The sequence below is a fragment of the Mycolicibacterium llatzerense genome, assembly GCF_025331195.1.
Lineage (GTDB): Bacteria > Actinomycetota > Actinomycetes > Mycobacteriales > Mycobacteriaceae > Mycobacterium > Mycobacterium llatzerense.
In genome coordinates, this window is record NZ_LXOV01000001.1 from 2,733,846 (window position 1) to 2,747,274 (window position 13,429).

14 protein-coding genes are annotated in these 13,429 nt (G+C 67.1%); 10 read left to right on the forward strand and 4 right to left on the reverse strand.

From position 1 onward, the window contains the following. Positions 1–2: 2 nt before the first annotated feature. Positions 3–575, forward strand: coding sequence for a DNA-3-methyladenine glycosylase I (locus A7G45_RS13455; protein ID WP_043397130.1), 573 nt, complete (start codon positions 3–5; stop codon positions 573–575). Between the two features lie 8 nt (positions 576–583). Here A7G45_RS13455 and A7G45_RS13460 read toward each other — a convergent pair whose 3' ends face one another. Further along, a complete protein-coding gene (locus A7G45_RS13460) occupies positions 584–1,198 on the reverse strand; it encodes a TetR/AcrR family transcriptional regulator (protein ID WP_043396849.1) in 615 nt (204 codons plus the stop codon). A gap of 92 nt (positions 1,199–1,290) precedes the next feature. Between A7G45_RS13460 and A7G45_RS13465 the strand changes: the two genes are divergently transcribed. Both A7G45_RS13465 and A7G45_RS13470 read left to right on the forward strand, forming a co-directional pair. Further along, a complete protein-coding gene (locus A7G45_RS13465) occupies positions 1,291–1,764 on the forward strand; it encodes a nuclear transport factor 2 family protein (RefSeq protein WP_043396847.1) in 474 nt (157 codons plus the stop codon). Between the two features lie 4 nt (positions 1,765–1,768). Continuing rightward, positions 1,769–2,440, forward strand: coding sequence for a hypothetical protein (locus A7G45_RS13470; protein WP_043396845.1), 672 nt, complete (start codon positions 1,769–1,771; stop codon positions 2,438–2,440). Here A7G45_RS13470 and A7G45_RS13475 read toward each other — a convergent pair. After that, complete coding sequence (locus tag A7G45_RS13475) at positions 2,437–3,096, reverse strand: potassium channel family protein (protein WP_043396843.1); 660 nt, start codon at positions 3,094–3,096, stop codon at positions 2,437–2,439. The genes A7G45_RS13470 and A7G45_RS13475 overlap by 4 nt on opposite strands. A gap of 95 nt (positions 3,097–3,191) precedes the next feature. Between A7G45_RS13475 and A7G45_RS13480 the strand changes: the two genes are divergently transcribed. Continuing rightward, entirely contained in the window at positions 3,192–4,688 is a 1,497-nt protein-coding gene (locus tag A7G45_RS13480) for a potassium/proton antiporter (protein ID WP_043396842.1), read from the forward strand. A gap of 84 nt (positions 4,689–4,772) precedes the next feature. Here the strand turns inward: A7G45_RS13480 and A7G45_RS13485 are convergent, their stop codons facing one another. Beyond that, entirely contained in the window at positions 4,773–5,063 is a 291-nt protein-coding gene (locus A7G45_RS13485; protein WP_043396841.1) for a WhiB family transcriptional regulator, read from the reverse strand. Positions 5,064–5,486: 423 nt separating this feature from the next. Between A7G45_RS13485 and A7G45_RS13490 the strand changes: the two genes are divergently transcribed. The 3 genes from A7G45_RS13490 (at position 5,487) to A7G45_RS13500 (ending at position 8,218) form a co-directional block, all read left to right on the forward strand. Then, a complete protein-coding gene (locus A7G45_RS13490; RefSeq protein WP_043396840.1) occupies positions 5,487–6,308 on the forward strand; it encodes a tetratricopeptide repeat protein in 822 nt (273 codons plus the stop codon). A gap of 91 nt (positions 6,309–6,399) precedes the next feature. Continuing rightward, the gene (locus tag A7G45_RS13495) at positions 6,400–6,978 is read left to right on the forward strand and encodes a sigma-70 family RNA polymerase sigma factor (protein ID WP_043396838.1); all 579 of its coding nucleotides are present in this window, start codon (positions 6,400–6,402) and stop codon (positions 6,976–6,978) included. Further along, positions 6,971–8,218 carry an anti-sigma-D factor RsdA gene (locus A7G45_RS13500; protein ID WP_260937665.1) on the forward strand — a complete coding sequence of 416 codons (1,248 nt, stop codon included), beginning with the start codon at positions 6,971–6,973 and terminating at the stop codon, positions 8,216–8,218. Before A7G45_RS13495 ends, A7G45_RS13500 begins: the two co-directional genes overlap by 8 nt. A 119-nt stretch (positions 8,219–8,337) precedes the next feature. Here A7G45_RS13500 and A7G45_RS13505 read toward each other — a convergent pair whose 3' ends face one another. After that, positions 8,338–8,742, reverse strand: a complete 405-nt coding sequence (locus A7G45_RS13505; RefSeq protein ID WP_020102483.1) for a DUF5319 domain-containing protein — start codon at positions 8,740–8,742, stop codon at positions 8,338–8,340. 143 nt (positions 8,743–8,885) lie between these two features. Here A7G45_RS13505 and guaB point away from each other — a divergent pair, with 143 nt between their 5' ends. The 3 genes from guaB to A7G45_RS13520 all read left to right on the forward strand — a co-directional run bounded on the left by guaB (position 8,886) and on the right by A7G45_RS13520 (position 13,379). Further along, on the forward strand, positions 8,886–10,427 hold the full coding sequence (gene guaB, locus A7G45_RS13510; protein ID WP_043396833.1) for an IMP dehydrogenase: 1,542 nt from the start codon (positions 8,886–8,888) through the stop codon (positions 10,425–10,427). Positions 10,428–10,459: 32 nt separating this feature from the next. Beyond that, positions 10,460–11,587, forward strand: a complete 1,128-nt coding sequence (locus A7G45_RS13515) for a GuaB3 family IMP dehydrogenase-related protein (RefSeq protein WP_197063808.1) — start codon at positions 10,460–10,462, stop codon at positions 11,585–11,587. 67 nt (positions 11,588–11,654) lie between these two features. After that, positions 11,655–13,379 carry a GMC family oxidoreductase gene (locus tag A7G45_RS13520; RefSeq protein WP_071288183.1) on the forward strand — a complete coding sequence of 575 codons (1,725 nt, stop codon included), beginning with the start codon at positions 11,655–11,657 and terminating at the stop codon, positions 13,377–13,379. Positions 13,380–13,429 lie beyond the last annotated feature (50 nt).

Below are 13,429 nucleotides of genomic sequence, written 5' to 3' on the forward strand. Positions count from 1 at the left end.
GAATGCCACCTACGGCGCCGACAGTGGTCACCGGCGCCGACGGCGTCACCCGGTGCCGGTGGGCGACCGAAACCGGCCGGGATCTGCGGGCCTATCACGATCAGGAATGGGGCACGCCGACCCACGACGAGGCCATGTTGTTCGAAATGCTCGCGTTGACATACTTCGAGAACGGATTGTCCTGGGCTGCCGTGTTCGATAAGCGGAACAACCTGCGCCGCGCGTTCCATGGCTTCGTCCCGGCCGTTGTCGCTGCGATGACCCGCGATGATGTCGAGCGATTGATGGTCGATACCAACATCATTCGCAATCGGCGCAAGATTGAGGCCACCGTACACAATGCGCGGCTGCTGTCGACATGCTCGCTCGCTGAATTGGGCTGGCGGTATCGGCCGCGTCAGCGTCATCGATTGCGGAGCTGCAGTGATGGACGGATGACCAGCCCCGAATCCGACCGACTCTCAGCGGCGTTGCGAGCAGCCGGGTTTCGGATGGTCGGCCCGATCGTCACGCACTCGTTCATGCAGACAGCAGGAATCGCGAACGGTCATTTTGAAGGTTGTTTCCGGGCCTAAGCCGGCGGTTATTCGTTGTCCGACAGCGGTGCCAGGATCAGCCGGCAGGCCAGCTCAATTTCGTCCTCCGTCTCGTCGGCGGAGATTCGCCCGTTGAGGCTGGACTGCAGGATGCCGTGCCAGGTGTGCTGAACCAGCCGCATCAACGAAATATCTTGTGGCCCCGGATCATCCACCCCGCAGATGGTCAGCAACATGCTGCGGACCTGGCGGTCGATATGCCCCACCTCGACCACGGCCGTCGCATCGGCGGTGTTCAGCGAGTTGAGCATTGCGGCGGTCAGGTGCGGCTGACGCAGCATCGGGCGGGTGGCGCGCGACAGGACGTCGAAGACGCGATCGGCGGCGGTTCCGGCCGGCACCTTCCGGCGACGGATGCCGTCCTGCATCCGGTCCACCCGGTCGGCCATGAGGCCGACGAACAGGTGGGTCTTGGAGGGGAAGTAGCGGTACAGGGTGCCCAGCGCGACCCCGGCCGCGCGTGCGACCTCGTTCATCTGGACCTGGTCGGCCGGCTTCTGTGCCGCCAGGGCTGCGGTGGCCTGCAGGATCGCGGCACGACGCTGCTGCTGCACGGCCGAGCTGGGCTCGGCGGCCGGGCGCGGTTCGGCGATTCTTGCCACGGTGCAGCTCCTTTTTGGGTCTGGAACGAATTCTAGATGTTGGGTAGAGTCCCAAAACTGAAATTGATTCTAGTCTTCTTGGAGGTTTGCACATGCCACGCTTCACCAGGGACGAGCTGATGGCCGCGCTCGATCACTACACCAAGGTCGTCGAGGTCTGTTCGAACACAGGGGACTGGGGCCCGTTCGCCGATCTGTTCACCGAGGACGTGCACTACATCGAGCACGCCTACGGCGAGATGCACGGCCGCGAGGCGGTCCGCGAATGGATCATCGGCGTGATGAAGCCGTTCCCGCACATGCGATTCCCGCACACCTGGGTCGCGATCGACGAGGAGAACGGCGCGATCGTCACCGAGATCATCAATGCCCTGGACCATCCCACCGAGCCGGGCAAGGTGTTCGGCTTCCCCAACATCACCCGCCTCGTCTACGCCGGGGACAACCTGTTCTCCTCGGAGGAGGACGTCTACAACCCCGTGCGCGACGCGCCGCGCGTCGTAGGTGAGTGGCTCAAGGCCGGTGGCGTGATGCAGTCCGCGCCCATGGCTGCGAAGCACGGCTGACGTCGTGAAGCTGATCTACGCCTTGTGGGGCGCCGGTTTGGACACCGCCCTGCAGTCGACCCAACTACATGTACTGCTGCGGGCCGCGGGGGTGGGCCGGTTGCAGATCAACGTCGACGACGCCGACGTCGAGGCGGCGATGTTGCGCATCACCACCTTCGACAACCCGGTGCCGGCGGTGGTCAGTGTGTGGACCGACGCCGGCGTCGATCCGGACCCCATTTCCGACCTGCTGGCCGCGATCTCTGCGCGCAGTGCCGGCTGGGAAGTCGAGGAGACGGTGCGGCTGGTGCCGCCCGACGTGGAAAACGGTATTCGGACAACGGCATTGGCGCAGATCGGCTTCCTGCGGATCCCGACGGATCTCGATCCGGCCGACTGGCTCCAGATCTGGCAGGGACAACACACCAGCGTCGCCATCGACACCCAGGACACCTTCGGCTACGTACAGAACCGGGTCCTGCGCACGGTGCACGGCACCGAGCGGGTCGACGCCGTCGTCGAGGAGCTGTTCCACATGGCGGCCATGACCGACGTGCACGCGTTCTACGGCAGCGGGGGCGACGATGCGGAACTGCAGCGCCGTATGACTCTCATGGTCGAGAGCGTGATGCGCTTCGGCGCCCACACCAATCTCGACTCGGTGCCGACCAGCAGGTACTGCTACGTGTTCTAACTGCCGTGGATGAGGTCGCGGATGTCGCCGTCGACGGATTCGTCTGCGACGAACAGCAATTCGTCGCCGTCCTCGAAGCTGTCCCCGGACTTGGGCACGATGATCCTGCTGCCGCGCTGCACCGTCACCAACAGTGTGTTCGGCGGCAGGGTCAGGTCCCTGATGGTGCGTCCGATCAACGGGCTGTCCGGTGGCAGCGTGAACTTCGTCAGGTTCGCGTGCCCCTGACGTAGCCCCATCAGCCGCACTAGGTGACCGACATCGATGGCGCCCTCGACCCCGGCGGCCATCGCGTGCGGCGTCGACACCGCGACGTCGACACCCCAGTCGTCGGTGAACAACCACTCGTTGGCCACGTTGTTCACGCGCGCGACCACCCGCGGCACGCCGAACTCGGTTTTCGCCAACAGCGCCATCGCGAGGTTCGCCTTGTCGTCGCCCGTCGCGGCGATCACGACGTCGCACGTCTGGATGCCGCACTCCTCGAGTGAGGCCACTTCGCAGGCGTCGGCCCACAGCCAGTCGGCCTCGGGGACCGTCGGCGGCTCGTACTTGTTGATGTCGCGTTCGATCAGCAGGACCTTGTGCCCGTTGGCGACGAGTTCCTGCGCCACCGACCGGCCCACCGCGCCGGCGCCGGCGATCGCGACTCGCATGCCCCGGGTGCTCACGCAGTCATTGTCGCCTACCGCAGCCCGCAGCAGGTTCCCAGATACATTTGCTTCGGCCGCCGATCGGAATGAGGACGTGGATGACGCTGGAGCAGCTGAACAAGGTGCTGCTCATCGGCGCGCTGGTGCTACTGGCCAGCATCGTGGCCACCCGGCTCGCCACCCGCGTCGGCCTGCCCAGTCTGCTGCTGTTCCTCGGCCTCGGGGTGCTGGTCGGCGAAGACGGCATCGGGCTCCGGTTCGACGACGTCGCCCTGGTCCGGGACCTGGGCACCGCGGCGCTGGCCATCATCCTCATCGAAGGTGGTCTCACCACCAAGTTCAGCGACGTCCGCAAGAGTCTGGCGCCGGCCGCGGTGATGGCCACCCTCGGCGTGGCCGTCAGTACTGCCGTCACCGCGGCGGGCGCTCATCTGCTGTTGGGCATGGACTGGCAACTGGCGCTGCTCCTCGGCGCCATCGTCTCGTCCACCGACGCCGCGGCGGTGTTCTCCGTGCTCCGGGTGCTGCCGTTGCCCCGGCGGGTGGCCGGTCTGCTGGAGGCCGAGTCCGGCCTGAACGACGCCCCGGCCGTCATCCTGGTGCTGATGTTCAGCGTGGTTCCGCTGGCCTTCGATCCGGGGCACGGACTGCTCGACCTGGTCTACGAGCTGGCGGTCGGCGCGGCGATCGGCGTGTTGTGCGGCTACCTCGGCGCCGTCACCCTGCGCCGCATCGCGCTACCGGCGTCGGGTCTGTACCCCCTCGCGACGTTCGGCCTGGGCACGGTGGCCTTCGCGGCCTGCGGCGTCACGCACGCCAGCGGGTTCCTTGCCGCCTACCTGACCGGCCTGGTGCTGGCGAACTCGGGACTGCCGCACCGCGCCGCCACCCGGTCGTTCGCGGAGGGACTCGGTTGGCTGGCGCAGATCGGGCTGTTCGTGCTGCTCGGGCTGCTGGTCACGCCCAGCCAGCTCGGCGACGACCTGCTGCCGGCCGTCGTCATCGGCCTGGTTCTGCTGCTGTTGGCGCGGCCGTTGTCGGTGGTGTTGTCGCTCATCGGTTTCCGGGTGCCCTGGCGCGAGCAGGTGTTTCTGTCGTGGGCCGGACTGCGCGGCGCGGTGCCGATCGTGCTGGCCACCTATCCGATCGTCACCGGGGTGCCCGACAGTCAGCGACTGCTGAACATCGTGTTCGTGCTGGTGGTGGTGTTCACCCTGGTGCAGGGCCCGAGCCTGAAGCCGGTCGCGCACCGGCTCGGACTCATCCGCCGCGACGTCACCCGCGAGATTCAGGTGGAAGCGGCGCCACTGGACGTGCTCGACGCGGAGCTGCTGACCCTCACGGTGCTCCCGCAGTCGCGGCTGCACAACGTGACGGTGCTGGAACTGCGGCTGCCCGATCCGAGCGTGATCACCCTGATCATCCGCAAGGGCGACACCTTTGTGCCGCAGCCCGACACCCGCCTCGAAGCCGGTGATGAGCTGCTGATCGTCAGCACCAGCACCACCCGCGAGGCCACCGAACGCAGACTGCGCGCAGTGAGCCGCCGCGGGAAACTGGCCTATTGGTTCGACGAATACGGAGAGCCCGACTGACGGGCGTGCTGCCTACGCAAAACGGCGTTCCGGCAGCGAAAGCTCGAGAAGCTCACTGCTGGAACGCCGTTTCGGCAGACGTGATCAGGACGCGCGGCGGATGCCCCGTTTCAGCAACAGTTCGCGCTCGCCTTCACTGAGTCCGCCCCAGATGCCATACGGTTCGCCGACGGCCAATGCGTGCGACCGGCACTGTGTGATCACCGGGCAGGCCCGGCACATCTCTTTGGCGCGCATTTCACGCTGGGCGCGAGCACGACCACGTTCGCCATCGGGGTGGAAGAACACCGCGGAGTCGACGCCACGGCACGTGCCGTGCATCTGCCAATCCCACATATCGGCGTTGGGTCCGGGAAGCTGCTGAGGCTGTGGCATTGGGAAAGAACTCCTCCCCGCGCATCCAATTTGAAATCTCTGGATGCGCGTCGATCTGCAAATGGCCCGAGGACTTGTCGCCGATGACAACTCGTGCACACAACGTAGAAGGACTCGGCAAATTCCGTCAATAGCCACGCTCTGTGCGAAACCCCATAAGTGCAGGTCAAGAATTTACATCACGTTCATCTACGCGATGCTTTGGAAACGAAACACATGGTGGCGATATTGTCTGTCGCTGCCTGAAGGCCCCTGTTTTTGCAGTTCGCGTCAGTTCGCCACATCGATCAATTTGTGGCGGAATTGGATGTCGTTGACATGTTGTTAACACGGCGAGCATTAATTATTAACGAAACCTGCCCAACTCGCAGCGTCAGGGAACGGGGCTGTACGGCGGTGCGCCATTGATACCGTGCTGACTCGATGACCGCAACCGATACCGCGACGCCCTCTGCCGACCAGCCAGCCGCCCGACTCCGGGCCGCCGCTTTTGGCAACGATCTGCCATGTTGGCCGCTGCCGACGGCGCACTCGGTCGACGAGCTGTGGCTGCGCGCCGTCGCCGCCGGCGGTCAGGGCCGCTACGCCGTCGCGTTTGCTGATCTGGACGCCGTCGCGCGTCGGGGGAACGGTTCGTTGCTGTCGTTGGCGCAGAGCACCCGTGCCTCGTTTCTCCGACAGGTCGGTTGGCACCGCCTGGCCCGGGTCGCCGACGGCAGGGCGTGGGCGTTGGTCGCGCATCAGCCCGACGCCGCCGAGGCGCGGGCCGACGCGCTCGTCGGTCTGGCCGCCGACGCCCTCGGGATCGGCCGGTTCGGGGTGGCGCAGCGGCTACTCGAGCGGGCCGTGATCGACACCGCGAACAGCGGGGTACCGCGTCAACGTGTCCGGCTGGCCTGGGTCAGTGCCGAATTAGCTATGGTCAGCGGCCGTGGCGAGGAGTCCGTCGCGCACGCCGAACGCGCACGGGAGCTCGTCGGTGACCTGGGCTCGCCGCGCCACGCCGTGAAGACCGACGTGGTGTACTCGGCGGCGTTGTGCAGCGCGGGCCGGTTCGACGAGTCCCGCCGGGTCGCCGACGCCGCTCTGGGGCATACCCAACAATTCGGCTTGGTGCCGCTGACCTGGGCATTGGGTTGCCTGTTGAGTGATATCGGCAGCGTCGAGCACAGCCCGGAGGGGCTGGCGCAGATCCGCGACGACGCCGCCGCGACCGTACGCGACCGCGGCGGGCGATGGGCGTGATGAGTCTGGCCGCCCGCACCAGTCATTACTGTTGTCCTGACATACCAACCACGGCACCGCCTCGTCCGTAACGCTGGAGAACGCGCACACGATGACATTTTCGGGAGATGGTCTCGATGCTGTCGTTGCTGACGCAGTTGCCGGCAATCGCGACGCGCTCCGCAAGGTGTTGGAAACCATCCGCCCGATCGTCGTTCGGTACTGCCGTGCGCGCTTCGGGGTCGGTGAACGACAGGGTGTTTCCGCGGACGATGTGGCTCAGGAGGTGTGTTTAGCTGTGATCACGGCACTGCCGCGGTACAAGGACCAGGGACGGCCGTTCCTGGCTTTCGTGTACGGCATTGCCGCTCACAAGGTTGCTGACGCGCATCGCGCCGCCGGCCGCAACCGCTCTGAAGCCACCGACGATCTACCGGACCGCCCCTCGACCGAACTGGGCCCCGAACAGTTGGCCATCGATGCCGACGCGGCGGCCCGGATGAACCGGTTGCTGGCGGTGCTGCCCGAGAAGCAGCGCGAAATCCTGATCCTGCGTGTCGTCGTCGGCATGAGCGCCGAGGAGACCGCCGAGGCCGTCGGCAGCACCGCCGGCGCGGTACGCGTCGCTCAGCACCGGGCGCTGGCACGGCTGAAGTCCGAGATCGGTTCGACGGAGCGTGGCCATGCCTGACTCCGGACAATGGTCACCGGGCGGCGGTGACCCCTCGCTCAACGAGATTCGACGCGTCGACCGATTCTTCGACGCGCTCGCCGCCGACGAGCACGCGTACTCGACGGACTCCACCGAAGCCGAGCTAGCCTTCCTGCTCGCCGACTGGCGCGACGGCATCCGCGAACCCGCGGTGACGACGCCCGTCACTGCCCGTGACGCTGTGGCGGCCCTCCAGAAGGGGTTGCACCGCAAGGAATCTCGGACATCGCTGACCATCGTCGGCTCGGTCGCGGCCGCGCTGTTGTGCCTCGGTGGCTTCGGCACCGCGATCTACACAGCCGGACCGAATTCCTCGCTGTTCGGCCTGCACACCGCCATGTTCGGCGCCCCACGGGTCAGTGACGAGCAGGTGATGCTGGCTGCGCAGACCGAGATGCAGCAAGTGCAGCAGCTGATCGACAACGGCCAGTGGCAGCAGGCGCAGGACAAGTTGCAGGCGCTGAGCCCGACCGTGCAGAGCGTCGACGCCCCAGAGCACAAGCAACAGCTGATCCAGCAGTGGAATGCCTTGACCTACAAGGTGGTCGAGCAGAACCCCGCAGCCACGCTGCCGCCGCCGGGGGAGCCGCAGCCGGTCCTGCCGTCCTCGCCGCTGACCCTGTTGCCGGTCCCGGTGGTCGAGCCCACGTCGTCGTCGAGCGCGACGTCCAGCACGTCGACGACCACCTCGTCGTCCACGACAGCCACGTCGACCGACACGTCCTCGACGTCGACCAGCGCATCGACGCCGTCGGAGACGACGGCCACGTCCTCGTCGACGAGCGCGACGTCCCCGACCGAAACGTCAAGTTCCGCGTCGTCGACGACATCGAGCAGCCCGACCGCCACGTCGACGCCGTCGTCCTCGGCATCGACGGCCACCTCCGCGCCGTCGACGGTGCCGCCCACTGCGACGGCTACCGCCACCCAGTCAGCGACGGTGCCCTCGACCGAGCCCGTCGTCACCAACCCGCCCACGGCGTCGGCCACGGTTGCGCCGTCACCGACCCAGAGCCCGGCACCCGCGCAGACGGTCACGACCGTCGCCCCGACTGTCACGGTGCCCTCGGTGACCACACCGGCACCAACGAACCCGCCGGTGCAGGCGACTGTCGCTCCGACCACCAAGGAAGCCCAGCAGGAGCCGACGCGCGAGAGGTCGGTTGTGACCACCACGCAAGTGCCGTCGGGTTCGGGTTCGGGACACGGCCAGCACTGATTCACGCGGCGTCCATCCAGCGGTTGACTCTGTAACCACGGCGCTGCGTACTCGGCTTTTTCGCCCTCAGCGCAAGATCAGCGCGCCAGGCGTGATGTCCAGCACGTCAATAGAAAAAATCAGCGGTAGCCGTCGTGCTCCGAGGTCGCCTCGTTCAGCGACGCGTCGGCGTAGCCGCGGCAGTAGTCCCATGTCACGTAGGCATCGGGCTCGGGATCGTAGGCGGGCTCGTGCGGACGGACCGTGCCGTCGACCAGAAGCTGCAGCAGGTTCGCCCGCAGCATGTCCCAGTCGTGGTAGTGGTCCTGCTGGCATTCGTCGCAACAGACGACGAGGCCGCGAATGCCCTTGTGTGCCAACAGGGTTTCGTAGACCGCCAGATCGGCCAGATCGGCCTCGACGGCCATACGTTCCTGCGGGTCCAGGGGTTGCCCCGGCTCCAGCGCATCCAGAACAGCCGACGGGTCCATGGGATCGTCGGCGAACGGGTCGGGTGGCAAGCCCGGCGGCAGGTGGTCACGCACACGTCCACCCTACTTATCACCCCTGGCGATGCGCCAGCCGTTACCCCGGCGAGCCGTCACCGAGTGGGGTTCGGCGCACATAGTAAGGGCCGATAGGATGGCTTTTTAGATCCACGACTGTGTCTGCCCTGGAGGCCCCACCCATGTCGATCGCTGAAAGCAGCGTTCCCATTTCTGTTCCGGTGCCGACCGGCGGTGACGATCCGACCAAGGTCGCGATGCTCGGGCTGACCTTCGATGACGTCCTGCTGCTGCCCGCGGCGTCGGACATCATCCCGGCCACCGCCGATACGTCCAGCCAGTTGACGCGCAACATCCGGCTGCGGGTGCCGCTGGTCAGCTCGGCCATGGACACCGTCACCGAGTCGCGGATGGCGATCGCGATGGCCCGTGCCGGCGGCATGGGCGTACTGCACCGCAACCTGCCGCTCAGTGAGCAGGCCGCGCAGGTCGAGACCGTCAAACGGTCCGAGGCCGGCATGGTCACCGATCCGGTCACCTGCTCGCCGAGCAACACCCTCGCCGAGGTCGACGCCATGTGCGCCCGGTTCCGGATCTCGGGCCTGCCCGTCGTGGATACCGCCGGGCAGCTCGTCGGCATCATCACCAACCGCGACATGCGCTTCGAGGTCGACCAGGACAAGGCCGTCGCCGAAGTGATGACGAAGGCTCCGCTGATCACCGCACAAGAAGGCGTGTCCGCGGAAGCTGCGCTGGGCCTGCTGCGCCGGCACAAGATCGAGAAGCTGCCGATCGTCGACGGGCACGGCAAGCTCACCGGGCTGATCACCGTCAAGGACTTCGTCAAGACCGAGCAGTTCCCGCTGGCCACCAAGGACAGCGACGGACGCCTGCTCGTCGGTGCGGCCGTCGGTGTCGGTGACGACGCCTGGACGCGTGCCATGACGCTGGCCGATGCCGGGGTCGATGTGCTGATCGTCGACACCGCGCACGCCCACAACCGCGGCGTGCTGGACATGGTGGCCCGCCTCAAGAAGGCCGTCGGCGACAAGATCGAGGTCGTGGGCGGAAACGTCGCCACCCGGTCCGCCGCCGCCGCGCTGTGCGAGGCCGGTGCCGACGCCGTCAAGGTGGGTGTCGGGCCCGGCTCGATCTGCACCACCCGCGTCGTCGCCGGTGTCGGCGCGCCGCAGATCACCGCGATCCTGGAGGCGACCGCCGCGTGCCGTCCCTACGGCGTGCCGGTGATCGCCGACGGCGGCCTGCAGTACTCGGGCGACATCGCCAAGGCGCTGGCCGCCGGCGCCTCGACCGCGATGCTCGGCTCGCTGCTGGCCGGTACCGCCGAATCGCCGGGTGACCTGATCTTCGTCAACGGCAAGCAGTTCAAGAGCTACCGCGGGATGGGGTCGCTGGGCGCCATGCAGGGCCGCGGTCAGGGCAAGTCCTACTCCAAGGACCGTTACTTCCAGGACGACGTGCTCTCCGAGGACAAGCTGGTGCCCGAGGGCATCGAGGGCCGGGTGCCGTTCCGGGGACCGCTGTCGACGGTCATCCACCAGCTCACCGGCGGTCTGCGGGCGGCCATGGGCTACACCGGCTCGGCCACCATCGAGCATCTGCAGCAGGCGCAGTTCGTGCAGATCACCGCGGCGGGCTTGAAGGAAAGCCACCCGCACGACATCACGATGACCGTCGAAGCCCCGAACTACTCCTCGCGCTAACTGACAAGGAAGTCACTACACACATGCGTGACATGGTTGAAATCGGCATGGGCCGGACCGCTCGTCGTACCTACGAACTCGATGACATCAACATCGTCCCGTCCCGGCGGACCCGCTCCAGCCAGGATGTGTCCACCGCCTGGCAGCTGGATGCCTACCGGTTCGAGTTTCCGCTGCTGGCCCATCCGACCGACTCGTTGGTGTCGCCCGAGTTCGCGATCGAGATGGGACGTCTCGGTGGCCTCGGCGTGCTCAACGGCGAAGGCCTGATCGGCCGGCACCGGGATGTCGAGGACAAGCTCGCCCAGGTCGTCGAGCTCGCCGCCAAGGATGACGACCCGTCGGCGTCCGTCCGGCTGCTGCAGCAGCTCCACGCGGCCCCGCTGGACCCGGAGCTGCTCGGCGCCGCTGTCGCGCGGGTCCGTGAAGCCGGTGTCACCACGGCGGTGCGGGTCAGCCCGCAGAACGCCCAGGCCCTGACGCCGACGCTGGTCGCCGCCGGGATCGACCTGCTGGTCATCCAGGGCACCATCATCTCGGCCGAGCGGGTCGCCCAGGATGGCGAGCCGCTCAACCTGAAGACCTTCATCTCCGAGCTCGACGTGCCGGTGGTCGCCGGTGGCGTGCTCGATCACCGCACCGCGCTGCACCTGATGCGGACCGGCGCGGCCGGCGTCATCGTCGGCTACGGCTCGACCTACGGGGCGACGACCAGCGACGAGGTCCTGGGCATCAGCGTGCCGATGGCCACCGCCATTGCCGACGCTGCCGCCGCGCGCCGCGAATACCTCGACGAGACCGGCGGCCGCTACGTGCACGTGCTGGCCGACGGCGATATTCACACCTCTGGCGACCTGGCCAAGGCCATCGCCTGCGGCGCCGACGCGGTTGTGCTGGGCACCCCGCTGGCCGCTGCCGCCGAGGCGCCTGGTGACGGCTGGTTCTGGCCGGCCGCGGCAGCGCACCCGTCGCTGCCGCGCGGTGCCCTGATGCAGGTCGCGCTGGGCGAGCGTCCGTCGCTCGATCAGGTGCTCAACGGCCCGTCCGACGACCCGTTTGGTTCGATCAACCTGGTCGGCGGTCTGCGCCGGTCGATGGCCAAGGCCGGGTACTGCGACCTCAAGGAATTCCAGAAGGTCGGCCTCACTGTCGGTAGCTAGTACCGGCGGTAGCGAGTTAGGCATACCTTGGTAGCTGGTTACCGAGCGGTAGGTCCATACTTTTGCCATGGAGCCTGACTACGACGTCTTGATCATCGGCTCGGGGTTCGGAGGCAGCGTCAGCGCCCTCCGGCTCACCGAGAAGGGTTACCGCGTTGGGGTTTTGGAAGCCGGCCCCCGGTATTCGGACGCCGACTTCGCCAAGACCTCGTGGGACCTGCGAAAGTTCCTGTGGGCCCCCAAGTTGGGCATGTACGGCATCCAGCGGATCCATCTGCTGCGCAACGTGATGATCCTGGCCGGCGCGGGCGTTGGCGGCGGTTCGTTGAACTACGCCAACACGCTGTACATCCCGCCGGACCCGTTCTTCAACGACCCGCAGTGGAAGGACATCACCGACTGGCGCGCCGAGCTGATGCCGCACTACGAGCAGGCGCAGCGCATGCTCGGCGTGGTCCAGAATCCGACGTTCACCGACGCGGACAAGATCATCAAAGAGGTCGCCGAGGACATGGGCTGCGCCGACACGTTCGTCGCGACGCCGGTCGGCGTGTTCTTCGGGGCCGACGGTGAGAAGACGCCGGGCAAGACGGTTCCGGACCCCTACTTCGGCGGGGCCGGCCCGGCCCGCACCGGCTGCATCGAGTGCGGCGAGTGCATGACCGGCTGCCGGCACGGCGCCAAGAACACCCTGGTGAAGAACTACCTCGGTCTCGCGGAAAAGGCGGGGGCACAAGTACATCCGCTGACCACCGTGTCCAGCTTCCAGCAGCGCGGCGACGGGCTGTGGGAGGTGGCGACCCGACGGACCAACGGCCGGGTGCGGCGCGGCAAGCGAACCTTCACCGCCAAGTACCTGATCGTCGCGGCCGGTACCTACAACACGCAGAAGCTGCTGTTCAAGGTGCGCGACACCGGCAAGCTGACCAAGCTGTCGGACAAGCTCGGCGTGCTGACCCGGACCAACTCCGAGTCCATCGTGGGTGCCCAGACCCGCGAGGTGCCCACGGACATGGATCTCACGCACGGCGTGGCCATCACCTCATCGATTCACCCGACGCCGGACACCCACATCGAACCCGTGCGGTACGGCAAGGGCTCCAACGCGATGGGCATGCTGCAGACGCTCATGACGGACGGCGCCGGCCCGCAGGGCACCGACGTGCCGCGGTGGAAGCAGTTCCTGAACCAGGCCGGCGAGGACCCGCGTGAGCTGATCCGCCTGCTCAACCCGCAGCACTGGAGTGAGCGCACCGTGATCGCGCTGGTGATGCAGCACCTCGACAACTCGATCACCACCTTCACCAAGCGTGGGCCCGGTGGCTTCCGGATCATGTCGTCCAAGCAGGGCCACGGTGAGCCCAACCCGACCTGGATCCCGGTCGGCAACGAGGCGACCCGGCGGATGGCCGAGAAGGTCGGCGGTATCGCCGGCGGCACCTGGGGCGAGCTGTTCAACATCCCGCTGACCGCGCACTTCCTGGGCGGCGCGGCGATCGGTGACAGCCAGGCGACCGGAGTCATCGACCCGTACCACCGCGTCTACAACTACCCGACGCTGTTCGTCACCGACGGTGCCGCGATCTCGGCGAATCTCGGTGTGAATCCGTCACTTTCGATCGCGGCGCAGGCCGAGCGCGCGGCGGCGCTGTGGCCGAACAAGGGCCAGGACGACGCGCGGCCGGCCCAGGGCGAGCCCTACCAGCGGATCGAACCGGTCGCACCGGACCGTCCCGTCGTCCCGGTCGACGCCCCCGGCGCACTGCGCCGGTTGCCGATCACCCCGATCTAGTAGGGACTTGTGCACGTCTGGTCACGCTCGGCGCGACCAGACGTGCACGA

Bases quoted from the DNA above. Each gene is read 5' to 3' on its own strand.
- A7G45_RS13520 (WP_071288183.1), top strand. From the start codon at position 11,655: ATGGAGCCTGACTACGACGTCTTGATCATCGGCTCGGGGTTCGGAGGC.
- guaB (WP_043396833.1), top strand. From the start codon at position 8,886: ATGTCGATCGCTGAAAGCAGCGTTCCCATTTCTGTTCCGGTGCCGACC.
- A7G45_RS13455 (WP_043397130.1), top strand. From the start codon at position 3: ATGCCACCTACGGCGCCGACAGTGGTCACCGGCGCCGACGGCGTCACC.
- A7G45_RS13500 (WP_260937665.1), top strand. From the start codon at position 6,971: ATGCCTGACTCCGGACAATGGTCACCGGGCGGCGGTGACCCCTCGCTC.
- A7G45_RS13465 (WP_043396847.1), top strand. From the start codon at position 1,291: ATGCCACGCTTCACCAGGGACGAGCTGATGGCCGCGCTCGATCACTAC.
- A7G45_RS13490 (WP_043396840.1), top strand. From the start codon at position 5,487: ATGACCGCAACCGATACCGCGACGCCCTCTGCCGACCAGCCAGCCGCC.
- A7G45_RS13485 (WP_043396841.1), bottom strand. From the start codon at position 5,063: ATGCCACAGCCTCAGCAGCTTCCCGGACCCAACGCCGATATGTGGGAT.
- A7G45_RS13515 (WP_197063808.1), top strand. From the start codon at position 10,460: ATGGTTGAAATCGGCATGGGCCGGACCGCTCGTCGTACCTACGAACTC.
- A7G45_RS13480 (WP_043396842.1), top strand. From the start codon at position 3,192: ATGACGCTGGAGCAGCTGAACAAGGTGCTGCTCATCGGCGCGCTGGTG.
- A7G45_RS13495 (WP_043396838.1), top strand. From the start codon at position 6,400: ATGACATTTTCGGGAGATGGTCTCGATGCTGTCGTTGCTGACGCAGTT.
- A7G45_RS13475 (WP_043396843.1), bottom strand. From the start codon at position 3,096: ATGCGAGTCGCGATCGCCGGCGCCGGCGCGGTGGGCCGGTCGGTGGCG.